23 protein-coding genes are annotated in these 20,316 nt (G+C 60.6%); 13 read left to right on the top strand and 10 right to left on the bottom strand.

Annotated elements, in window-relative coordinates; all coding sequences use genetic code 11:
- Positions 1–19 precede the first annotated feature (19 nt).
- On the top strand, positions 20–1,474 hold the full coding sequence (locus AOA61_RS23045; RefSeq protein WP_032890990.1) for a TrkH family potassium uptake protein: 1,455 nt from the start codon (positions 20–22) through the stop codon (positions 1,472–1,474).
- Here AOA61_RS23045 and AOA61_RS23040 read toward each other — a convergent pair.
- Positions 1,431–2,489 (bottom strand): AraC family transcriptional regulator, encoded by a 1,059-nt coding sequence (locus tag AOA61_RS23040; RefSeq protein WP_032890989.1) that lies wholly within the window; start codon positions 2,487–2,489, stop codon positions 1,431–1,433. The two genes, AOA61_RS23045 and AOA61_RS23040, sit on opposite strands and share 44 nt — an antisense overlap.
- A gap of 162 nt (positions 2,490–2,651) precedes the next feature.
- On the opposite strand from AOA61_RS23040, the gene AOA61_RS23035 reads away from it, so the two are divergent.
- The 3 genes from AOA61_RS23035 to AOA61_RS23025 all read left to right on the top strand — a co-directional run bounded on the left by AOA61_RS23035 (position 2,652) and on the right by AOA61_RS23025 (position 4,811).
- A complete protein-coding gene (locus AOA61_RS23035) occupies positions 2,652–2,963 on the top strand; it encodes a DUF962 domain-containing protein (RefSeq protein ID WP_032890988.1) in 312 nt (103 codons plus the stop codon).
- Positions 2,964–3,326: 363 nt separating this feature from the next.
- The gene (locus AOA61_RS23030) at positions 3,327–3,509 is read left to right on the top strand and encodes a hypothetical protein (RefSeq protein WP_032890986.1); all 183 of its coding nucleotides are present in this window, start codon (positions 3,327–3,329) and stop codon (positions 3,507–3,509) included.
- A gap of 105 nt (positions 3,510–3,614) precedes the next feature.
- Positions 3,615–4,811 carry an MFS transporter gene (locus AOA61_RS23025; protein ID WP_099602784.1) on the top strand — a complete coding sequence of 399 codons (1,197 nt, stop codon included), beginning with the start codon at positions 3,615–3,617 and terminating at the stop codon, positions 4,809–4,811.
- On the opposite strand, the gene arfB is transcribed toward AOA61_RS23025, so the two are convergent.
- Both arfB and AOA61_RS23015 read right to left on the bottom strand, forming a co-directional pair.
- The gene (gene arfB / locus AOA61_RS23020) at positions 4,808–5,221 is read right to left on the bottom strand and encodes an alternative ribosome rescue aminoacyl-tRNA hydrolase ArfB (protein ID WP_095185741.1); all 414 of its coding nucleotides are present in this window, start codon (positions 5,219–5,221) and stop codon (positions 4,808–4,810) included. The genes AOA61_RS23025 and arfB overlap by 4 nt on opposite strands.
- Before the next feature lie 179 nt (positions 5,222–5,400).
- A complete protein-coding gene (locus tag AOA61_RS23015) occupies positions 5,401–6,819 on the bottom strand; it encodes an amino acid permease (RefSeq protein ID WP_099602783.1) in 1,419 nt (472 codons plus the stop codon).
- 636 nt (positions 6,820–7,455) lie between these two features.
- On the opposite strand from AOA61_RS23015, the gene AOA61_RS31590 reads away from it, so the two are divergent.
- Together AOA61_RS31590 and AOA61_RS23005 are read left to right on the top strand one after the other, a co-directional pair.
- On the top strand, positions 7,456–7,593 hold the full coding sequence (locus AOA61_RS31590; RefSeq protein WP_003175756.1) for a hypothetical protein: 138 nt from the start codon (positions 7,456–7,458) through the stop codon (positions 7,591–7,593).
- A 70-nt stretch (positions 7,594–7,663) separates the two neighbouring features.
- Positions 7,664–8,623: a leucyl aminopeptidase gene (locus AOA61_RS23005; protein WP_099602782.1), complete on the top strand. Its 960-nt coding sequence runs from the start codon at positions 7,664–7,666 to the stop codon at positions 8,621–8,623.
- A 126-nt stretch (positions 8,624–8,749) separates the two neighbouring features.
- Here the strand turns inward: AOA61_RS23005 and AOA61_RS23000 are convergent, their stop codons facing one another.
- From AOA61_RS23000 to AOA61_RS22970, 7 genes are all read right to left on the bottom strand, one after another.
- A complete protein-coding gene (locus AOA61_RS23000; RefSeq protein ID WP_099602781.1) occupies positions 8,750–9,679 on the bottom strand; it encodes a tyrosinase family protein in 930 nt (309 codons plus the stop codon).
- A gap of 200 nt (positions 9,680–9,879) precedes the next feature.
- Entirely contained in the window at positions 9,880–11,091 is a 1,212-nt protein-coding gene (gene rluB / locus AOA61_RS22995; protein ID WP_032890980.1) for a 23S rRNA pseudouridine(2605) synthase RluB, read from the bottom strand.
- A 144-nt stretch (positions 11,092–11,235) separates the two neighbouring features.
- Positions 11,236–11,427, bottom strand: a complete 192-nt coding sequence (locus AOA61_RS22990; protein ID WP_095185745.1) for a DUF1289 domain-containing protein — start codon at positions 11,425–11,427, stop codon at positions 11,236–11,238.
- A 27-nt stretch (positions 11,428–11,454) separates the two neighbouring features.
- A complete protein-coding gene (gene scpB, locus AOA61_RS22985; protein ID WP_032890978.1) occupies positions 11,455–12,381 on the bottom strand; it encodes an SMC-Scp complex subunit ScpB in 927 nt (308 codons plus the stop codon).
- A 12-nt stretch (positions 12,382–12,393) separates the two neighbouring features.
- Positions 12,394–13,092 carry a ScpA family protein gene (locus AOA61_RS22980; RefSeq protein ID WP_177326464.1) on the bottom strand — a complete coding sequence of 233 codons (699 nt, stop codon included), beginning with the start codon at positions 13,090–13,092 and terminating at the stop codon, positions 12,394–12,396.
- Positions 13,093–13,212: 120 nt separating this feature from the next.
- Complete coding sequence (locus AOA61_RS22975; RefSeq protein WP_015885581.1) at positions 13,213–13,842, bottom strand: L-threonylcarbamoyladenylate synthase; 630 nt, start codon at positions 13,840–13,842, stop codon at positions 13,213–13,215.
- 13 nt (positions 13,843–13,855) lie between these two features.
- Positions 13,856–14,719, bottom strand: a complete 864-nt coding sequence (locus AOA61_RS22970; protein ID WP_032890975.1) for a PHP domain-containing protein — start codon at positions 14,717–14,719, stop codon at positions 13,856–13,858.
- 87 nt (positions 14,720–14,806) lie between these two features.
- Here AOA61_RS22970 and AOA61_RS22965 point away from each other — a divergent pair, with 87 nt between their 5' ends.
- From AOA61_RS22965 to AOA61_RS22935, 7 genes are all read left to right on the top strand, one after another.
- Positions 14,807–15,403: a septation protein A gene (locus AOA61_RS22965; RefSeq protein WP_032890974.1), complete on the top strand. Its 597-nt coding sequence runs from the start codon at positions 14,807–14,809 to the stop codon at positions 15,401–15,403.
- Between the two features lies 1 nt (position 15,404).
- The gene (locus AOA61_RS22960) at positions 15,405–15,704 is read left to right on the top strand and encodes a YciI family protein (RefSeq protein ID WP_027605568.1); all 300 of its coding nucleotides are present in this window, start codon (positions 15,405–15,407) and stop codon (positions 15,702–15,704) included.
- Between the two features lie 106 nt (positions 15,705–15,810).
- A complete protein-coding gene (locus tag AOA61_RS22955; protein ID WP_099602780.1) occupies positions 15,811–16,218 on the top strand; it encodes a translation initiation factor 2 in 408 nt (135 codons plus the stop codon).
- Between the two features lie 7 nt (positions 16,219–16,225).
- On the top strand, positions 16,226–16,903 hold the full coding sequence (locus AOA61_RS22950; RefSeq protein ID WP_032890972.1) for a response regulator transcription factor: 678 nt from the start codon (positions 16,226–16,228) through the stop codon (positions 16,901–16,903).
- 124 nt (positions 16,904–17,027) lie between these two features.
- Positions 17,028–17,492 (top strand): LTXXQ domain protein, encoded by a 465-nt coding sequence (locus AOA61_RS22945; RefSeq protein WP_032890971.1) that lies wholly within the window; start codon positions 17,028–17,030, stop codon positions 17,490–17,492.
- Positions 17,493–17,560: 68 nt separating this feature from the next.
- A complete protein-coding gene (locus AOA61_RS22940; protein WP_095185748.1) occupies positions 17,561–18,904 on the top strand; it encodes a HAMP domain-containing sensor histidine kinase in 1,344 nt (447 codons plus the stop codon).
- Positions 18,905–18,944: 40 nt separating this feature from the next.
- On the top strand, positions 18,945–20,294 hold the full coding sequence (locus tag AOA61_RS22935; RefSeq protein WP_099602779.1) for a CoA transferase: 1,350 nt from the start codon (positions 18,945–18,947) through the stop codon (positions 20,292–20,294).
- Positions 20,295–20,316 lie beyond the last annotated feature (22 nt).

The following is a 20,316-nucleotide window of genomic DNA, read 5'->3' as shown; positions in this document are numbered from 1 at the left end:
CCTATTTCGAGCTCATTTCATGGCGTTGCCGACCCTACGCATCATCGGTTTCATCATCGGCATCTTCCTGATCACCCTCGCGATCGCCATGGTCGTGCCCATGGCCACCCTGGTGATCTTCGAACGCACCAGCGACCTGCCCTCGTTCCTGTGGGCCAGCCTCATCACCTTTATCGCCGGCCTGGCCCTTGTAATCCCCGGTCGCCCCGAGCACGTGCACCTGCGCCCGCGGGACATGTACCTGCTGACGGTCACCAGTTGGGTGGTGGTGTGTGTGTTCGCCGCGCTGCCGTTTTTGCTGACCCAGCACATCAGCTACACCGACTCGTTTTTCGAAAGCATGTCCGGCATTACTGCCACCGGTTCTACGGTGCTCAGCGGGCTGGACAGTATGTCGCCGGGCATCCTGATGTGGCGTTCGCTGCTGCACTGGCTAGGCGGTATCGGGTTTATCGGCATGGCGGTAGCGATCCTGCCGCTGCTGCGCATTGGCGGCATGCGCCTGTTCCAGACCGAGTCCTCGGATCGTTCGGAAAAGGTTATGCCCCGCTCGCACATGGTGGCGCGGCTGATTGTGGCGGCGTATGTAGGCATCACCATCCTCGGCAGCCTGGCGTTCTGGTGGGCCGGCATGGGCCTGTTTGACGCGATCAACCATGCGATGTCGGCGATTTCCACCGGTGGGTTCTCTACCTCCGACGAATCCCTGGCCCACTGGAAACAACCGGCGGTGCATTGGGTCGCGGTGGTGGTGATGATCCTCGGCAGCCTGCCATTCACCCTGTACGTCGCCACTTTACGCGGCAACCGCCGGGCGCTGCTCAGGGACCAGCAGGTACAAGGCTTGCTCGGTTTGCTGGTAGTGACCTGGCTGGTGCTCGGCACCTGGTACTGGTGGACCACCAACCTGCACTGGCTGGATGCACTGCGCCACGTGGCGTTGAACGTCACCTCAGTCGTCACGACCACCGGCTTTGCGCTGGGGGACTACAGCCTGTGGGGCAACTTCTCACTGATGTTGTTCTTCTACCTGGGCTTTATCGGTGGCTGTTCAGGTTCCACCGCCGGTGGGATCAAGATCTTCCGCTTCCAGGTCGCCTATATCCTGCTCAAGGCCAACTTGAACCAGCTGATTCACCCGCGCGCGGTGATCAAGCAGAAGTACAACGGCCACCGTCTCGACGAAGAGATCGTGCGCTCGATCCTGACCTTCTCGTTTTTCTTTGCCATCACCATCTGCGCTATCGCGTTAGCCCTGTCGCTCCTGGGCCTGGACTGGATGACCGCACTCACCGGCGCCGCCAGTACCGTCTCCGGCGTCGGCCCTGGCCTTGGGGAAACCATCGGCCCGGCGGGCAACTTCTCCAGCCTGCCGGATGCGGCCAAGTGGATCCTGTCCCTGGGCATGCTGCTGGGCCGGCTGGAGATCATCACAGTCTTTGTTCTGTGCATCCCGGCGTTCTGGCGTCACTGACGGTCGACGTGTCTTGCAACCGCGCCCGGTATTCGCCGGGCGTGGTATCGAACCAGCGGCGAAACGCGCGGAAGAAGTTGCTCGGATCGGCAAAGCCCAGCAGGTAGGCAATCTCCAGCAGCGTCATGCTCGGCTGTGCCAGGTATTGCTCGGCGAGTTCGCGGCGGGTGTCGTCGAGCAGGGTCTGGAAACTCGTGCCCTCCTCCTGCAGACGCCGCTGCAAGGTGCGCTGGGACAGGTGCAACGTCTGGGCCACCACTTCACGCTTGGGTTCGCCTTGGGGCAGCAAACGACACAGCACTTGCCTCGCCTTGTGGGTCACGCGGCTCTCGGAAAAGCGCGCCAGGTATTCACCGGCAAAACGGTCGTGCAACAACGCCATCGCCTCGTTGGCCGTCGGCAGCGGTGCGTCCATGTCGGCTCGTTCGAAAATCAACGCGTCATAGGGCGCGTTGAACTCCAATGGTGCATGGAAAGCTTGCTTATAAGGCTCCAGGTCCGCCGGTTGTTCACCTTGCAACATGACTTTGCGCGGCTGCAAGGTACGGCCGGTCAGCCAGCCGCATAGTGCCAATGCACAGGCCAGAGAGGCTTCGGCACTTTGCCTTGTGGGCGGCAGATGATCGCCATGCACCGTCAGAATCAGCGCATAGCCTTCGGGCAGCAGTCGGAAACTCAAGTCGGCGCTTTCGGCAATGATCCGCTGGTAACGCACCAGCCGCATGAAGCCCTCGGCCAGGGTGTTACTGGACATCAACGCATAACCCGCCACATGAAACGACGCCGGGCGCACTACCTTGCCCATGTTCAGGCCAATCGCGGGGTTGCCCGACAGCTCGACTGCCCGTTGCCACAGGCGCGTCATGGAGTCTTGCGGGAACCGAGCATCGGGGTCATTGAGGGCGGCGTAGTCAAGGCCCAGTTGCTTGAACAGGGCGCGGCAATCCAGACCATCCATTTCCAGTGCCTTGACTATCCCCATCGCCCAGCTTGCAGAAGTTGTTCGTTCGCTCATGGCGTCTTCTTAATAAAGCAGGCTCATAACGGCAGCCAGGAATCCAAGGATACTAAAGTGGCATCTAATGTCACTGGCTGTTACCACTGATCACTCTAGACTCAAATAAGCTCCCCGCCGAACATCTGTTGGGCGGCACAACAATCAAAAGGGCCGGTCACCGTGGAAAACGTCAAGCGATTCAATAGCTTCGCCGAGTTTTACCCTTACTATTTGGCCGAACATGCCAACAGCACCTGCCGTCGCCTGCACTTTATCGGCACCACCCTCGTGATCGGTATTTTGGCCTATGCCATTGGCAGGGGGTCGTTAGGCCTATTGCTGGCCGTGCCGATTGCCGGCTACAGCTTTGCCTGGATCGGACACTTCTTCTTCGAAAAGAACCGCCCGGCAACCTTTCAGCACCCGTTTTACAGCCTGCTGGGAGATTTTGTGATGTACCGCGACATGATCCTGGGCAAGGTGCCGTTCTGAACGGTGTGACCTCTTGTCACTTGCGTGAAGCCATAAAGGTTCGTGCATCCGCCGATATAAAAGTCTTTTTGTCATTTACAGTGCTGTATCCTGCCAAAGCTTTTTGAGAGCGCGGAATCACCTGCGATTGAAAAAACAGACCTTGCGAGGAGCGACGACGATGCACGAGATACCTAATCTCCCCTTCCCAAGCCTGCACGAAACTGAGCAGCCAACACCGCAGCAGGCCAGCGCGAAGCAGCCTGAGGCCAAAGAAGCAAAACCAGTCGACAGCAAAAGCCAGGACTGACGCCGTACCAGACCGTGTGGAAAGCGCAGCTTTGAGCGCTTTCCACACTGCCTGAATCCTCCGAGATCCCCGCCATGACCGATACCCTCCCCAATACCCCGGACACCGCCGTACTCGACGCCGCCTTGCAGATGGTCGAGGTGTGGAACCGCCTCAGCGCGGACAAGCAAGCCGTACTGCTCAAGCGCTTCGGTACCCAGGAAAACGCCTTGGCTGCTCTGGTCACCACCCAATTACTGGCCCCGACCAAAACCTGACGTCTTTTTGATCTGACGTTTTTGCGTTTTACCGCCCTGCACACGTCAAAGCACCGGTATCATTAGCAGCCTATCTTTACCTGCTGCGACAGTGGACCTCTCCCCATGCCAGATACCCAGCGCCCCATGGCGGTCACGCTGCAAGTTGTTTCCATCGTGTTGTTCACCTTTATCGGCTACCTGAATATCGGTATCCCCCTGGCCGTGTTGCCGGGCTATGTCCACAGTGAGTTGGGCTATGGCGCGGTGATCGCAGGGCTGGTGATCAGCGTGCAATACCTGGCCACCCTGCTGAGCCGTCCTTACGCGGGCAAAATCATCGATAACCTGGGTAGCAAGCGCGCGGTGCTGATCGGCCTGGCGGGCTGCGGCCTGAGTGGCGTGTTCATGTTGCTCGCTGCGTGGTTTTCAAACCTGCCGGCTGTCAGCCTGGGCAGCCTGCTCGTCGGTCGATTGGTACTGGGCAGCGCAGAAAGCCTGGTGGGGTCTGGCGCCATCGGCTGGGGCATCGGCCGAGTTGGCGCGGCGAATACGGCCAAGGTCATCTCCTGGAACGGCATTGCCAGCTATGGCGCGCTGGCCGTCGGCGCGCCGCTGGGCGTAGTGCTGGTGAAGAGTTTCGGGCTGTGGAGCATGGGCGTCAGCATTATCCTGCTGGCCGTCGTCGGCCTGTTGCTGGCCTGGAACAAGGTTGCCGCGCCGATCGTGGCCGGTGTGCGCTTACCGTTCATGAACGTGCTGGGCCGTGTATTGCCCCACGGCTGCGCGCTGGCCTTGGGTTCCATCGGCTTTGGCACCATCGCCACCTTTATCACCTTGTATTACACCACTCAGCACTGGGATAACGCGGTGTGGGCCCTTAGCCTGTTTGGCGCCAGTTTTATCGGCGCACGGCTACTGTTCGGGAATTTGATCAACCGCATCGGCGGCTTTCGCGTGGCGATTGCGTGCCTGTCAGTAGAGATCCTCGGCCTGCTGTTGCTGTGGCTGGCGCCTGACGCCAACCTGGCCTTGGCCGGCGCGGCATTGAGCGGGTTCGGGTTTTCCCTGGTGTTTCCGGCACTGGGGGTGGAAGCGGTCAACCTGGTGCCCGCGTCCAGCCGCGGTTCGGCGGTGGGCGCCTACTCGCTGTTTATCGACCTGTCCCTGGGCATCACCGGTCCGTTGGCCGGGGCCGTGGCGGCAGGCTTCGGTTTTGCGTCGATCTTCCTGTTCGCCGCCCTCGCCGCCCTCGGTGGCTTGCTGCTGAGCGTGTACCTCTACCGGCAAGCGCCCCTGGCCCGCGAGGCACGCGGCGACTAAAAGTCGACCTTGCCACGCCCCGCCTTGATGCTGCCGCGCTTGGTCTTGGATTCCAGGCGCCGCTTCTTCGAACCCAGGGTAGGCTTGGTCGGCCGGCGCTTTTTCTCCACCTTGGTGGCGCTGAGGATCAACTCCACCAGACGTTCCAACGCATCGGCACGGTTCTGTTCCTGCGTGCGATATTGCTGGGCCTTGAGTATCAGCACCCCTTCGCTGGTGATCCGGCTGTCGCGCAGCGCCAGCAACCGCTCCTTGTAGAACTCCGGCAACGACGACCCCGGAATGTCAAAACGCAGGTGCACCGCGCTCGACACCTTGTTGACGTTCTGCCCACCCGCGCCCTGGGCACGGATGGCGGTCAGCTCGATCTCGGCGTCGGGCAGGTGCACGTTGTTGGAAATAACCAGCATCAATCAAAAACCTTACGAAACGGACAAGCCCTACTCGGACAACAACATCGACGCCTGGGCTTTGGAAATCACGGCGCCTTTGAACAGTTTGGCATCATTGAGACGAAATCCGCTCAAATCACCGCCCCGCCAACAAAAAACCCGGCAAAGCGCCGGGTTTCCTGTTTATGCGAGCGGGCTTACTTCAGCGCACTTGCCGCAGTCAGCGCCGCTTCGGCACTGCGCTTGTTCTTGATCCAGTAACACACCGCCATAAACGCCACCCACACCGGGATCGCATACACAGACACCTGAATCCCCGGAATCATCAGCATGATGACCAGGATAAACACCACGAACGCCAGACACACATAGTTGCCATACGGGTACCACAGCGCCTTGAACAGCGGCACTTGGCCGGTGCGGTTCATGTGCTGGCGGAACTTGAAGTGGGAGAAGCTGATCATCGCCCAGTTGATCACCAGCGTGGCCACAACCAGGGACATCAGCAGTTCCAGGGCATGTTGCGGGATGAAGTAATTCATCAGCACGGCCACCAGGGTCACGGCCGCCGAGGCGAGGATGGATCGCACCGGTACACCGCGTTTGTCGATCTTGGCCAGGGCCTTGGGCGCATCGCCCTGCTCGGCCATGCCCAGTAGCATGCGGCTGTTGCAGTAGGTGCCGCTGTTGTACACCGACAACGCTGCGGTCAAGACCACGAAGTTGAGGATGTGCGCGGCGGTGTTGCTGCCCAACATCGAGAACACCTGCACGAACGGGCTGCCGCTGTAGGCATCGCCGGACGCATTAAGGGTCGCCAGCAGGCTGTCCCATGGCGTCAGCGACAACAGCACCACCAAGGCGCCGATGTAGAAAATCAGGATGCGGTAGATCACCTGATTGATCGCCTTGGGGATCACAGTGCGTGGCTGATCGGCTTCGGCGGCGGTGAAGCCGAGCATTTCCAGGCCGCCAAAGGAGAACATGATGATCGCCATGGCCATCACCAAGCCACCCACGCCGTGGGGGAAGAACCCGCCGTGTTCCCACAGGTTGCTCACCGAGGCTTGCGGGCCGCCGCTGCCGCTGACCAGCAGATAGCTGCCCAAGGCGATCATGCCGACGATCGCCACTACCTTGATGATGGCGAACCAGAACTCGGCTTCACCGAAGACTTTGACGTTGGCCAGGTTGATCAGGTTGATCAACACGAAGAACGCCGCTGCCGAGACCCACGTCGGGATCTCCGGCCACCAGTAGTGCACGTATTTTCCGACGGCGGTCAGCTCGGACATGCCCACCAGGATGTACAAAATCCAGCAGTTCCAACCCGACAGGAAGCCGGCAAAACCGCCCCAGTACTTGTGGGCAAAGTGGCTGAAGGAACCGGCGACCGGCTCTTCGACGATCATTTCGCCGAGTTGGCGCATGATCATGAAGGCGATGAAGCCGCAAATGGCATAGCCCAGGATCATCGACGGGCCGGCGGACTTGAGCACCCCGGCCGAGCCGAGGAACAAGCCGGTGCCGATGGCGCCACCGAGGGCGATCAACTGGATGTGCCGATTTTTCAGGCCGCGTTTCAGCTCGCCTGAAGAGGAATTGGGTCCACTCATGAAAAGGGTCTCACGCAAGGTTTGATGATGTGAATGCACGTGGCTGACTTGAATTCCGCCTCAAGCAGCGCCGCTCAAACCCCAGCGAAGGCACCAGGAGTACAGCGTCTTTCTAACGGTCATGCGTCACCTGTTTGTTTTTATCTGTGACGAAATCGAACCCGCCAGGCTCGTGGCCAGGCGGAATGATCAGGGTCGGCAAACCCCGAGGTCTTGGCCTTTTGCGGGTTACGCAAAGGGGGTCACAGTAAAACGCGGCGCATTGTACACCGCTCGACAGCTTACGCCCGCCCCCGAACGGTGCGTGCGACGATCTGTCAGGGATTCCTTACAGCCTTGAGTTGACCAACAACGCCGAGACTTACTCGTAAAATAATCGTTACATATCGGAAAGACTGCGTTACAGCTGTCATCTTTGGAAAAATTGGCGGTAAGAAATTTCCGCGCAAAAGGCGCTGGCAGCTCACTGTATTTCCTAAGAAAAAACGCACGCTAAAAAAACAGAAGAAAAAATCCAAATGAAACCGTGTCAATAAATATTTTGCATTAAACAACAGGGTCTCCTAGGTTCATTCCACTTGCCAGCGACGCCCGTTGGCAGGCAGTTCTCAAACACCGTCCTCTAGGAGATACACCATGCAAGCACTGGAAAACGACCTGGAAACCGAACTGCAACTCGACGACTGGTTTGAAGCGCCGACCCATGAGGCCGCCGTAGAAATGATGCAAGCTGATGCCGTAGTGCCATTTGGCACCGCGATGTGGCCTTTCTAACCGGCAGGCATCCGGCAGGTGCTGTGCACGGCGCCTGCCCCCTTACCCAAGGCACACAAGGACAGACGTCATGGACAAGGCCCGCGCCGTTGAACACTTTCTCTACTACCTCGCCCACCACCCGGCCCTCAGCGGCCTGAACTGCCCAAACGTACTGCTGGGCCATACCGAGCGCTACGATGCCATCGCCCAAGCCATCAACCACAGCAACGCCGCACGCTTCAACTTCCAGGTGCAGCGCCTGGACCTGACCGCCAGCGACACCCTGGCCCAGGCTATTGAAGGCTGTGACCTGTATCTGTTTCTGTACGATTCCTCGACCCTGCCCAACCCTCGCGCCGAAGGCCCTGACTTTATCCGTGCCCTGCAGGGTGTGATGGCTGAACACTGGAAGAAGTCCTTGCTGTTCAAGGATTACGGTGACTACTTCTACGACACCTTCAGCGTCGAACCGCAACGCATTGCCGACCTCAACGCCACGCTGATCCGGCGCATGGGCCAGGCGAATGTGCTGAGCTTTACCGATAAGCACGGCTCACGCCTTGAGGCGCCGCTGAGCAGCATCAAGAAGTGGACCAATATCAACGGCGTGGGCAACCACGACCTTGCCCCCGGTGAGATCGCCACTCACAGCGAGGCCATCAACGGGCAGGTACGGTTTGTCGGCACCTTTCTCAGCACCATCCCGTTCGCGCGCAAATACGGCGTGCTGCAATCACCGCTGGAGCTGTGGATTGAGAATTCGACCGTCTGCAGCGTGGCCAGCGATGTGCCCGGGCTGGTGGATGACTTCAACAAATACTTGAACGCCAACCCGTCCAATCGTCGGGTGGAGGAATTGGGAATTGGCACCAATGAAGGGGTGAAAGACTTGTATGCGCGCAATGCCGGGTTCGAGGAGCGCCACTGTGGACTGCACTTGGGTCTGGGTGGAGGGCAGAAAGGCAGCCATCACTTGGACCTGATCTTCGCCAGTGGGGTGCTGGCACTGGATGACAAGCCCGTGTTCGATGGCACCTTTGCGTTCTAACGATAATCCCAGTATGGGTTTGCTCGCGAGGCCGTATGACAACGCCTGTGTAAAGCGCCTGACACACCGCCTGCGCGAGCAAGCCTGCTGATGTTTTCTTGATCGATCAGGTGTGTCAGAAGAGAGTCACACGTTCTGCGAGCCCATCTCGCATGTCGTCAGCGTCGGCGAGCCGAGGGATGCGGGTACTGAGGTGAACACACCGTAGGTGTAATCCAGACTCTCAGTCGTGATCACGCTGTCAACAGTCCAGGTCTCCGGCCAAGGAGCGGGATTGTTCGGAGCATGGAAGACCAGTGTGGCCTGACGATCCAGCCCAGGCATATCCGATACCGGATAATAGGGCAAAGAGGTGGGATGCTGACGCTTCCAGCGCTCCCACAACAGGTCAAGGTAACAGTGGTGCAGGAAAAACACCGGATCGTTGGGTGAGGACGGCATCGACATGTTACCGCCCACCCAGCGATGCACAGGGTCATGCAGCACGCCTTCACAGAAATTGCCCCAACTGTCCGGCCCCGGGGCATACGGCGTCTTGGCCAGCGCATCCAGCACTTGTTCGGAGTTCGGCAGATGCGCGCCGGGCCCTGCGCCCAGTTCGCGGCGCAAGCCCTTATCCCTCTCCGGAACCCCTTGGCGAATTTCAAAGCGCCCGTCCTGATAAGCGAATGGGCCCGACGTTACACGCTGGGCTTGAGCACTGTCGCCGTCGCCGCCCAAAAAGCCAGGCGTGAATGGATTGCTTGAGCCCTCCATCGACCAGTCCCAGAATGGCAGGGTGACGCTGGTATCGTTAACCGCGCTTTGCAGATCCCGCTCGAATTGACGCAGGAATACGCGGTGCCAAGGGAAAAACAGCGGCGAGCGGTGCGGCATCGGCGTGAAAGCCTCCGGGCCGTCGAAGGCGTTGCTGTGAACCTGTACGTAATCGTCATAGCGCATTTGCTGTCCGGGACGCAGGACACTTTGGACGTCGTTTTTCAGCAGCAGGATGGCCTGGATAAAAAGGGCTTTCTGTTCACGGGTCATGTAGCGGTGATTGATGCGGATATCCATGGTCGTCGCCTCGTGGCATAAGTGAGTGCAGGGCTCAATCTAGTGCCGCGGTGGTGAACGCCGGTGGTAACTGTTTAGCCCACACCGCACACCATCACTCGACGAATAACGATCCGGTGAAACGCTCCAGGCGCAAATCCCGCCGCAAAAAAAAACGCCAACTTCAACAGTTGGCGTTTTTTTATGCAGCGCTTATTGCATCACTGCGGCTTCTTGCGACCAAACCCCGGACGCTGACCCGAACCCGCTGGAGCGCCACGGCGCTTGCCCGACGGCTCGTCCGCGACCAGTTTCGGGCCGGGACGCTTGTTCGCCGCCGGCTTGGCTGGGCGCTTGGTGCTGGCGTTGTCGGCCGGGCGATCCGTTTCGCCACGGTTGCTGCGACCACCGGCCGGCGCAGGACGCGGTGCACGCGGTGCGCGCTCGCCTTCCTGACGCGATGGGGCCGTTGGACGACGCTCACCTTCAATATGCGGCTGACGGGAGATACGCCCGCCGGTCGCCGGAGCATCCAGCGCCGGGCGCACAGTGCGCGCCACGCGCTCGGCACGTGCCACAGGACGCGACGATTTACGCTGCATGCGCTCAAGCTTGTCTTTGCTCTTGGCGTTCATCTGCGGCATGGCAACCGGCGTCAGGCCCACTTCGGCGCTGAGGATGTCGACTTCGTACTGGCTCATTTCGCGCCAGCGGCCCATCGGCAGGTCGGAGTTCAGGAACACCGGGCCGAAACGCACGCGCTTCAGGCGGCTCACCACCAGGCCCTGGGATTCCCACAGGCGACGTACTTCACGGTTACGGCCTTCCATCACCACGCAGTGGTACCAGTGGTTGAAACCTTCACCACCTGGAGCCTGCTTGATGTCGGTGAACTTGGCCGGGCCGTCTTCGAGGACGACGCCAGCTTTCAAGCGCTCGATCATCTCGTCATCGACTTCGCCACGTACACGTACCGCGTATTCACGGTCCATCTCGTAGGACGGGTGCATCAGGCGGTTGGCCAGTTCACCGTCGGTGGTGAACATCAGCAAGCCGGTGGTGTTGATGTCCAGACGACCGATGTTGATCCAGCGGCCTTCTTTAGGCTTAGGCATTTTGTCGAACACGGTCGGACGGCCTTCCGGGTCGTCACGGGTGCAGATCTCGCCGTCGGGCTTGTTGTACATGATCACGCGGCGCACCGATTCGGCGGCCTCTTCACGCTTGATGACTTTGCCATCAATGGTGATTGCATCGTGCAGATCGACGCGCTGACCGAGGGTGGCCTCGACGCCGTTGACCTTGATGCGCTTCTGAGTGATCCAGGCTTCGACGTCGCGGCGCGAGCCCACGCCGATACGCGCCAGCACCTTTTGCAGCTTTTCGCCTGCTGGGCCGATTTCCTGGCTGTCGTTCTGGTCTTTATCGTTCATCTTAAGCACCTCCCGGTGGGTCGATTCAGGCGTGGCCTGAAGAATGTTGAAAGCGGGGCTTTGGCCGAATAGGTCGGCAAAGGGTCGCGAATCATACGCGTAAGGCGCGCATTGCGCATCACAGACTAGTCGATATGCGCCAAGTCATTTGTTTTTCCGCCGACCGGTGGCGCCCAAGGCCAACAAACGCAGTTCGGCTTCGGCCAGGACAGTGCGCTTGTCGGTCTTGTCGAGTTTCTTCCAGGCACGGATTTCGCGTTTGCTGCGACCGCACCCGACGCAGATCTCATCGCTGAATTTGCAGACGCTGATGCAAGGGTCTTTGGTTGAACTCATGTCTTCTCACATCCCGCATTGACCGCATCAGTCTTCGAATTCGCGGCGTTCCGCCTCAATAGCTTCGGCCAATGCACGGGCTTCGTCTTCTTCATCGCTCAGCGGCGGCGGTTCGAGAGCGGCAACGGCAGCCAGGAGTTTCTCGCGGGCTTCAGCCACGCCGAGGATATCTTCCTCAGGTTCAGCTTCGACTTCAGGCTCAACTTCAACGTTCACTTCGGCTTCAGGCTCAGCCGCACCATCACGCAGCAAATCATCGAAGTCGGTCTTGATCCCCTGCTCCATGTCGTCCAGTTCCAGCAAAAGGGTGTGGAAACTGGTTTCGTCTTTCGGTTCTTCAGGCTCGGCCGTGGCATCGGCAAGTTCCTGCAAACCTGGCGGCACTGGGGCGTCGTCGAAGTCCAGCACCGGCTCGGCTTCCATCTCACGCAATTCGGCCAGCGGCGGCAGGTCGTCGAGGTTTTTCAGGTTGAAGTGGTCGAGGAACACCTTAGTAGTGGCGAACATCGCCGGTTTGCCCGGCACGTCGCGGTAGCCGACGATGCGGATCCACTCGCGTTCCAGCAACGTCTTGACGATATGGCTGTTGACCGCCACGCCCCGCACATCTTCGATTTCACCCCGAGTAATCGGCTGGCGATAGGCGATCAGCGCCATGGTCTCCAACATCGCCCGTGAGTAACGCTGAGGGCGTTCTTCCCATAGGCGGCCGACCCACGGGGAAAATTTCTCACGAATTTGCAGACGATAACCCGACGCCACTTCGCGCAGTTCAAACGCGCGGCCTTCACAGGACTTGCGCAAGATCTCCAGCGCTTTCTTGAACACCGGCGGCTCAGGGCGCTCAGCCTCTTCAAACAGTTCGAACAGGCGCTCCAGGGATTGCGGTTTACCCGAGGCCAGGAGAAAGGCTTCCAGCAACGGCGCCAGTTCGCGGGGTTCAGTCAGATTCATCGATTCAGCTCTTTATTCGGCTCGCGCCCGCACGTGGATAGCCGCAAAAGGCTCATTCTGGACCAGCTCGACCAAGGATTCCTTGACCAATTCGAGGATCGCCATAAAGGTCACCACCACCCCCAGTCGCCCTTCTTCTTTGGTGAACAGCTCGACAAACGGCACAAAGCCGCCGCCCTTGAGGCGCTCCAGCACATCGCTCATGCGTTCGCGAGTAGACAGGGCCTCGCGGCTGACCTGGTGGTGTTCAAACATATCGCCCCGGCGCAGTACCTCGGCCATGGACATCAGCAACTCTTCCAGGCTTACATCCGGCAGCAGCTTGCGTGCGCGAGCTTCAGGAGCATCCAGCTTGGGCACCACCACGTCGCGGCCCACGCGGCTCAGACCGTCGATGCCTTCGGCGGCCGCCTTGAAGCGTTCGTACTCTTGCAGGCGACGGATCAGTTCGGCGCGCGGGTCGTCCTCTTCGGCTTCCACCGTCTCCGAACGCGGCAACAGCATGCGCGATTTGATCTCGGCCAGCATGGCGGCCATCACCAGATACTCGGCTGCCAGCTCCAGGCGCACCGACTGCATCAACTCGACATAACCCATGTACTGCCGGGTGATTTCCGCCACCGGGATATCGAGGATGTTGATGTTCTGCTTGCGGATCAGGTACAGCAACAAATCCAGCGGGCCTTCGAAGGCGTCAAGGAAGACTTCCAGGGCGTCCGGCGGAATGTACAGATCCAGGGGCATTTCCAGCACGGCCTGGCCGTACACCATCGCAAATGGCAGCTCCTGCTGCGCACCTGCCTGGGGGTCGACGGTTTCCACTGACGACATTCAGGCCTCGACCATAAAGGGCGCCGGATCGCCACAACCCACACGGATCACTTCAGGTTCGCCGTCGGCCAGGTTGATCACGGTGGAGGCTTTGCCGCCGCCGAAGCCGCCATCGATGATCAGGTCTACCTGCTTTTCCAGCAATTGGCGCATTTCGTACGGGTCTTCCAGCGGCTCGGTGTCGCCGGGCATGATCAACGAAACGCTCATCAGCGGTTCACCCAGCTCCGCCAGCAACGCCAGGGCAATCGGGTGCTCCGGCACACGCAGGCCGATGGTGCGTTTTTTGGGATGCAGCAGAAGGCGCGGCACTTCGCGTGTGGCGTTGAGAATGAAGGTGTAAGGCCCCGGCGTGTGGGCCTTGAGCAGGCGGAAAGTACCGGTATCGACCTTGGCGAACAGCCCCAGTTGGGATAGATCGCTGCAGATCAGTGCAAAGTTATGCTTGTCGTCCAGCTGACGCAGGCGCCGCACACGTTCGACCGCGCCCTTGTCACCGATCTGACAACCGATGGCGTAGGACGAATCTGTTGGGTAGATCACCACGCCGCCGGCGCGAATAATCTCCACGGCCTGTTTAATCAGGCGCGCCTGGGGATTTTCCGGATGAATCTGGAAGAATTGACTCACGAGCTCTACCTGTTCAGACGGTGGCAACAATGGGGTCATGCTTGAATCGCCCCCACAAAAGCGGCAAATCTTCCGGGATCGCGCGGTACTCGCCGATCTCGGACCAGCCGCCTGGGCCATGAAAGTCACTGCCGGCACTGACCAGCAGACCAAATTCGCGGGCAAGAATCGCCAGGCTGCCGACCTGTTCGGCGGGTTGATGCCCGTTGACCACTTCGATTGCGTGGCCACCCGCTCCAATATAGTCGCTGATCAGCTTGCGGCGCTTGCTGCGCGTGAAATCGTAATGCCAAGGATGCGCCAGGCTGACCCAGGCCCCGGAGGCCCGCAGGGTCTCGACGGTGTCTTCAAGGGTCGGCCAATGTTGCTTCACATCGCCCAACTTGCCGGCGCCCAGCCATTTGCGAAAAGCCTCGGCGCGGTCTTTAACAAAACCTTCACGCACCATCCAATCGGCAAAGTGCGGACGGGCCGGCGCATTGCCGCTGTCGCCCAGCTCCTGCTGGATCGCGCGGGCGCCGTCGAGGGCATTAGGCATGCCTTTGAGGGCCAGCTTGCGGCTTATTTCTTCGGACCGCAGCCAGCGGCCATCGTGCAATTGCGCGATAGCCTCCATCAACGGCGCGGCGTTTTGATCGAAACCATAACCGAGCACGTGAATGGTGGCCCCGCCCCAGGTGCAGGACAATTCAACACCGTTGACCAGTTGCATGCCCAACGAGTGGGCGGTTGCGCGCGCTTCGTCAAGACCTTCAAGGGTGTCGTGGTCGGTCAACGCCAGGACTCGCACGCCTTTTTCAAACGCACGCGCAACCAGTACCGCAGGCGCCAGGGCGCCGTCGGAGGCCGTGCTGTGGCAGTGCAAATCAACATTCACGGGAGTGTGTAACCTCAAGTCAGCTGGCGCTTTCGCAACCAAGGATGTTTGTTATTATGCCGCCACATCCAGCTTCTGGCTCTTACTGTGAAACAATTCATCGACTTCATCCCGCTGTTGCTGTTCTTCATCGTTTACAAACTCGACCCTCGGGTCATCGATCTGGCCGGCCACGAGCTCACCTTCGGCGGCATCTACAGCGCCACCGCTGTGCTGATCATCAGCTCTGTCGTGGTCTACGGCGCTATCTTCATCTCCCAGCGCAAACTGGAAAAAAGCCAATGGCTGACCCTGGTCGCGTGCCTGGTCTTCGGCAGCCTGACCCTGGCCTTCCACAGCGAAACCTTTCTTAAATGGAAAGCCCCGGTGGTGAACTGGCTGTTTGCCCTGGCGTTTATCGGCAGCCACTTCATCGGCGACCGCCTGCTCATCAAGCGAATCATGGGCCACGCGCTCACCCTGCCAGAACCGGTCTGGACGCGCCTGAACATCGCCTGGATCGTGTTTTTCATCTTCTGCGGCGCCGCCAACCTGTTCGTGGCCTTTACCTTCCAGGATTACTGGGTCGACTTCAAAGTGTTCGGCAGCCTGGGCATGACCGTGTTGTTCCTGGTCGCCCAGGGCATTTATCTGTCGCGCCACCTGCATGATGCCGAGACCACTACGCCGAAAACCGAGGACTGACATGCTCTACGCAATCATTGCTACTGACGTTGCCAACTCGCTGGAAAAACGCCTTTCCGTACGCCCGGCACACGTCGAGCGCCTCAAAGTGCTGCAAGCCGAAGGCCGCATCGTACTGGCCGGCCCGCACCCGGCCGTAGACAGCAACGACCCAGGCGACGCTGGCTTCACCGGTAGCCTGATCGTCGCCGAGTTCGCCTCCCTGGCCGATGCTCAGGCCTGGGCGAAGGCTGATCCTTATGTCGCGGCGGGCGTTTACGCCGATGTCGTGATCAAGCCGTTCAAACAAGTCCTGCCTTAACCCAAGCTGCGCCGAACCGATTGCGTTCGGCGCGCTGCTTATTACTCATTATTCTCGGTAACCTGCCGACAACGTTCTGAATATTCGTGTGGAATCAGGAGTTCCGATGCGCTTACGTCAGTTTTGTCTGTTGGCAGTGTTAACAATCGGGGCTACGGCCCACGCTGAAGAAACCTCGAGCACCGGCAGTTCCACGCTCTTGTCCTTGAGTGCCGGCAGCCAGATCAGCGAGCTGCAGCAACGTTTGAAAGAAAGCGAACGGCAGCGTGAAGCACTGACCAAACAACTGCAAAGCGCGGATGCTACGCGCGAAAGCGCCCAATTGAGTCGCCTTCGCCAAGAGAACCAAAAGCTGGCCCAGCAACTCAAAGATTCACAGGGCGGTACCTTAAGCCGATGGCTGACCGAGCAACAGCAGTGGTTTGTCACCGGCGGGGCCGTCGCACTGATCGCCTTGCTGTGCGGGATCTTCGCCAGCGGGGGGCACCGTCGCCGTCGACAATGGCTAAATTGAGTGAGTCATGAGCGAGCTGTTACTGATAGATGATGACCAGGAGCTCTGCGAGCTGCTGACCAGTTGGTTGAGCCAGGAAGGCTTTCAGGTGCATGCCTGCCACGATGGCTTGAGCGCGCGCAAGGCCTTGGCCGACAGTGCTCCGGCAGCGGTCGTGCTCGACGTAATGCTGCCAGACGGCAGCGGCCTGGAGCTGCTCAAGCAATTGCGCAACGATCACCCGGAGCTGCCGGTGCTGATGCTATCGGCCCGGGGCGAACCCTTGGACCGCATCCTCGGTCTGGAACTGGGTGCCGACGATTACCTCGCCAAGCCCTGCGACCCCCGTGAACTGACCGCCCGCCTGCGCGCGGTATTACGCCGCAGCCACCCGGCCGCCGTGTCCAGCCAGCTTGAGCTGGGCGACCTGTGTTTCAGCCCGGTGCGTGGCGTGGTCAGCATCGATGAACAGGAATTTACCCTCACCGTCTCCGAAAGCCGCCTGCTGGAAGCCTTGCTGCGCCAGCCCGGCGAGCCCTTGGACAAGCAGGAACTGGCGCAGATCGCCCTGGGCCGCAAGTTGACCCTGTACGACCGCAGCCTGGACATGCACGTGAGCAACCTGCGCAAAAAGATCGGCCCGCACCCGGACGGACGTCCACGGATCGTGGCGTTGCGCAGCCGAGGCTATTACTACGCCCCCTGAAAGTTTTGTCAGTTAGCACAAAATCGTCTTTACCCAAGCTTTACGCTCCCCTGACTGCCGCTGACCTTGATCTGGGTAACCTACTCACATCCGGACTCACCGGAATAGAGACAGGAGAATCACCATGCGCAAGACCCTTATCGCTTTGATGTTCGCCGCTGCCCTGCCAACCGTTGCCATGGCCGCGATGCCCGAAGGCCCAGGCCCGATGGGCGGTCCTGAAGGCCACATGATGGGCGGCCCGGGCCACGGCGGTGAACACGGTCCGCGTGGCAAAGGCGGCCCTTTCAGCCAACTGGACCTGAGCAAGGAACAGCGCCAGCAGATCGGCAAGCTGATGGGCGACCAATGGCACGCTCGCAAAGACCTGACCAAAAAGTACCTGGACAAACTCCCGGCCGCTGACCAGAAAGCCATGCAGGATGAAATCGCCGCCGGCAAGCAGAAAACGCAGGCCGATATCCGTGCCGTGCTCAAGCCTGACCAGCAGAAGAAGTTTGACGAGATCGTCAAGAAGCAGGAACAGCGTCGAGCCGAATGGAAGGAATTCCAGGCCTGGAAAGCGCAACAGCCGCAAAAAGCGCAATAATGCTCCCGCGTTAAAGCTCCCAGCCCAGTGGCTCCCGCCACTGGGCTTTTCCTGTTTGAGGGTTTCCTGTGCGTTCATTGTTCTGGCGCATCCTGGCCAGTTTCTGGCTGGCCATCGCCTTGGTTGCCGGGTTGTCGATCTTGCTTGGGCATATGCTCAATCAAGACGCCTGGATTCTCAGCCGGCACCCTGGCCTCAAAAACCTGGCCGAAGAGTGGACCCAACTCTACGAAACCCAGGGCGAAGATGCTGCCCAGGAATTGCTGCAACAGCGCAAGCGCCAGTATCACCTCGACGTGCAAGTGCTGAACGAAAGCGGCGAGCCAGTGGTGCGTGGCACATTCCCGCGCCGCGCCGCCGCCTTTGAAGCCCGACAGAACGACAGCAAGGAAGGCCACCTTCCCTGGCGCCGTCTGACCGCCGAGTACACCAGCGAGAAAACCGGCGACACGTACCTGCTGATCTACCGCATCGCCCACCCGGAGCTCGACGAATGGCACCGCAGCAGCCTGACGTGGCCATTGAGCGCATTGGCCATTGCCCTAGTGGTGCTGACCCTGTTCAGCCTGTTCGTCACCTTATCCATCACCCGCCCGCTGAGCCGCCTGCGCGGTGCGGTGCATGACCTTGGCCAGGCCACCTACCAGCAAAACAGCTTGGCGCGCCTGGCCAATCGGCGTGATGAGTTCGGTGTACTCGCCACTGACTTCAACCGCATGGGCGCGCGCTTGCAAAGCCTGATCGGCAGCCAGCGCCAGTTGCTGCGCGATGTGTCCCACGAACTGCGCTCGCCCCTGGCCCGCCTGCGGATCGCGCTGGCCCTGGCCGAACGCGCCGGGCCCGAAGAACGAGAAAAACTCTGGCCGCGCCTGACTCGCGAATGCGACCGCCTGGAAGCTCTGATCAGCGAGATCCTGGTACTGGCACGCGTCGATGCCGACAACGCCAGCGCTGAGGATGTCGACCTCAACCCCCTGCTCAAGACCCTGCAAAAAGACGCCCAGCTCGGCGCGCCAGACCAAGTGGTGCAACTGGCCAGCGAACATGACCTGCAGCTCAAGGGCTGGCCGACCATGATCGAACGCGCCGTCGACAACCTGCTGCGCAATGCCCAACGGTTCAACCCGCCAGGCCAGGCGATCGAGTTACGGGCACAGCGCCACGGCGAGCGCATCCTGATCAGCGTGCGCGACCATGGCCCCGGTGTTGACGCCGAACACCTGAGCCAACTGGGCGAGCCGTTCTACCGCGCGCCCGGCCAGACTGCCCAAGGCCACGGCCTGGGCCTGGCGATTGCGCGGCGTGCAGCAGAACGCCATGGCGGCAGCCTGATCCTGGCCAATCATCCTGACGGCGGTTTTATCGCCAGCATCGACCTGCCGTTGGAACCTGGGGTTGCAACGCCGGTGTGATGATCTTCTATAGTGGCCCTTCTCTTATGGAGGGCCTTCGATGACTGACCTGCTGACTCCCATCCAAGCCGCACTCGATCTACCCCACACCCCGCTGACCTTCACCGAGGCTGGCGCCCTGCCCTCGACCTACGCCGTCACCGAACTGGCCAGTGCCAGCATCGGCGCCGCCGGGCAGGCCGTCGCACAACTGATCCAGCAACAGACCGGGCGCTTACCCAGTGTGAGTGTGGACCGGCGCCTCGCCTCTTTCTGGTTTTCTTCCTCGATCCGCCCGGTAGGCTGGCAAGTGCCGCCACTGTGGGACCCGGTAGCCGGCGACTACGCCAGCGCCGATGGCTGGATTCGCCTGCACACCAACGCGCCCCATCACCGCGCCGCCGCCGAACGTGTGCTGGGGACGGTCGCCGACCGCGCCGAGATGGCCGGCAAGGTCGCTGCGTGGAACGCCGCCGAACTGGAACAGGCGATTGTCGACCAAGGTGGCTGCGCGGCGCAGATGCGTGCTTGGCGCGCCTGGCAGCAACATCCGCAAGGGTTGGCGGTGAACGCCGAGGCGTTGGTTCAACGTCGGACTTTCGAAACCACAACCGACAAACCCTGGCTCGGCTCGGCGGCACGCCCGCTGGCCGGCCTCAAGGTGCTGGACCTGACCCGCGTATTGGCCGGCCCCGTGGCCAGTCGTTTTCTTGCCGGCCTCGGCGCGGATGTACTGCGCATCGACTCCCCCACCTGGAACGAACCCGGCGTGGTCCCGGAAATGACCTTGGGCAAACGCTGCGCGCGCCTGGACCTGAAAACGCCCGAAGGCCGGATGATGTTCGAGCGTTTGCTCAAGGACGCCGACATCCTGCTCCACGGTTACCGCGCTGACGCCCTGGAGCACCTGGGCTACACCGCCCCAGAACTGCAACACATCGCCCCCGGCCTGATTGACGTCAGCCTCAACGCCTATGGCTGGAGCGGCCCGTGGCGAAATCGTCGGGGCTTCGACAGCCTAGTGCAGATGAGCAGCGGGATCGCCGAGGCGGGCATGCTCTGGAAACACGCGGGTAAACCGGTGCCGCTGCCGTTGCAGGCGCTGGATCACGCGACCGGGTACCTCATGGCGGCCAGTGCGATTCAGGCGCTGGGCGAACGATTGCAGTCCGGGCGCGGTGGTTCGGCGCGGTTGTCGTTGGCGCGCACCGCGACGTTACTGGTGGAAGCAGGCCAGGCTCCGGAGCAACCGGCGTTGCGAGAGGAAGAACCTGGAGATCAAGGCCTGGTCGTGGAACAAACCGCCTGGGGCCAGGCCCACCGGCTGCTGCCCCCGCTGACCATCGGCGGTACGCCATTGCAATGGGATTTACCGGCTGGAGAGTTGGGCTCGCACAGGCCGCAATGGTGACTTGACCGCCGCTATGGGGAGC

Source organism: Pseudomonas sp. 2995-1, assembly GCF_002742505.1.
GTDB classification, from domain to species: domain Bacteria; phylum Pseudomonadota; class Gammaproteobacteria; order Pseudomonadales; family Pseudomonadaceae; genus Aquipseudomonas; species Aquipseudomonas sivasensis.
This window is presented reverse-complemented; position numbering and strand designations above follow the sequence as displayed.

What these genes read in the sequence shown, in the direction of transcription:
- AOA61_RS23045 (WP_032890990.1), top strand. Translation starts at nt 20, where the DNA reads ATGGCGTTGCCGACCCTACGCATCATCGGTTTCATCATCGGCATCTTC.
- AOA61_RS23040 (WP_032890989.1), bottom strand. Translation starts at nt 2,489, where the DNA reads ATGAGCGAACGAACAACTTCTGCAAGCTGGGCGATGGGGATAGTCAAG.
- AOA61_RS23030 (WP_032890986.1), top strand. Translation starts at nt 3,327, where the DNA reads ATGACCGATACCCTCCCCAATACCCCGGACACCGCCGTACTCGACGCC.
- AOA61_RS23025 (WP_099602784.1), top strand. Translation starts at nt 3,615, where the DNA reads ATGCCAGATACCCAGCGCCCCATGGCGGTCACGCTGCAAGTTGTTTCC.
- arfB (WP_095185741.1), bottom strand. Translation starts at nt 5,221, where the DNA reads ATGCTGGTTATTTCCAACAACGTGCACCTGCCCGACGCCGAGATCGAG.
- AOA61_RS23015 (WP_099602783.1), bottom strand. Translation starts at nt 6,819, where the DNA reads ATGAGTGGACCCAATTCCTCTTCAGGCGAGCTGAAACGCGGCCTGAAA.
- AOA61_RS31590 (WP_003175756.1), top strand. Translation starts at nt 7,456, where the DNA reads ATGCAAGCACTGGAAAACGACCTGGAAACCGAACTGCAACTCGACGAC.
- AOA61_RS23005 (WP_099602782.1), top strand. Translation starts at nt 7,664, where the DNA reads ATGGACAAGGCCCGCGCCGTTGAACACTTTCTCTACTACCTCGCCCAC.
- AOA61_RS23000 (WP_099602781.1), bottom strand. Translation starts at nt 9,679, where the DNA reads ATGGATATCCGCATCAATCACCGCTACATGACCCGTGAACAGAAAGCC.
- rluB (WP_032890980.1), bottom strand. Translation starts at nt 11,091, where the DNA reads ATGAACGATAAAGACCAGAACGACAGCCAGGAAATCGGCCCAGCAGGC.
- AOA61_RS22990 (WP_095185745.1), bottom strand. Translation starts at nt 11,427, where the DNA reads ATGAGTTCAACCAAAGACCCTTGCATCAGCGTCTGCAAATTCAGCGAT.
- scpB (WP_032890978.1), bottom strand. Translation starts at nt 12,381, where the DNA reads ATGAATCTGACTGAACCCCGCGAACTGGCGCCGTTGCTGGAAGCCTTT.
- AOA61_RS22960 (WP_027605568.1), top strand. Translation starts at nt 15,405, where the DNA reads ATGCTCTACGCAATCATTGCTACTGACGTTGCCAACTCGCTGGAAAAA.
- AOA61_RS22955 (WP_099602780.1), top strand. Translation starts at nt 15,811, where the DNA reads ATGCGCTTACGTCAGTTTTGTCTGTTGGCAGTGTTAACAATCGGGGCT.
- AOA61_RS22950 (WP_032890972.1), top strand. Translation starts at nt 16,226, where the DNA reads ATGAGCGAGCTGTTACTGATAGATGATGACCAGGAGCTCTGCGAGCTG.
- AOA61_RS22945 (WP_032890971.1), top strand. Translation starts at nt 17,028, where the DNA reads ATGCGCAAGACCCTTATCGCTTTGATGTTCGCCGCTGCCCTGCCAACC.
- AOA61_RS22935 (WP_099602779.1), top strand. Translation starts at nt 18,945, where the DNA reads ATGACTGACCTGCTGACTCCCATCCAAGCCGCACTCGATCTACCCCAC.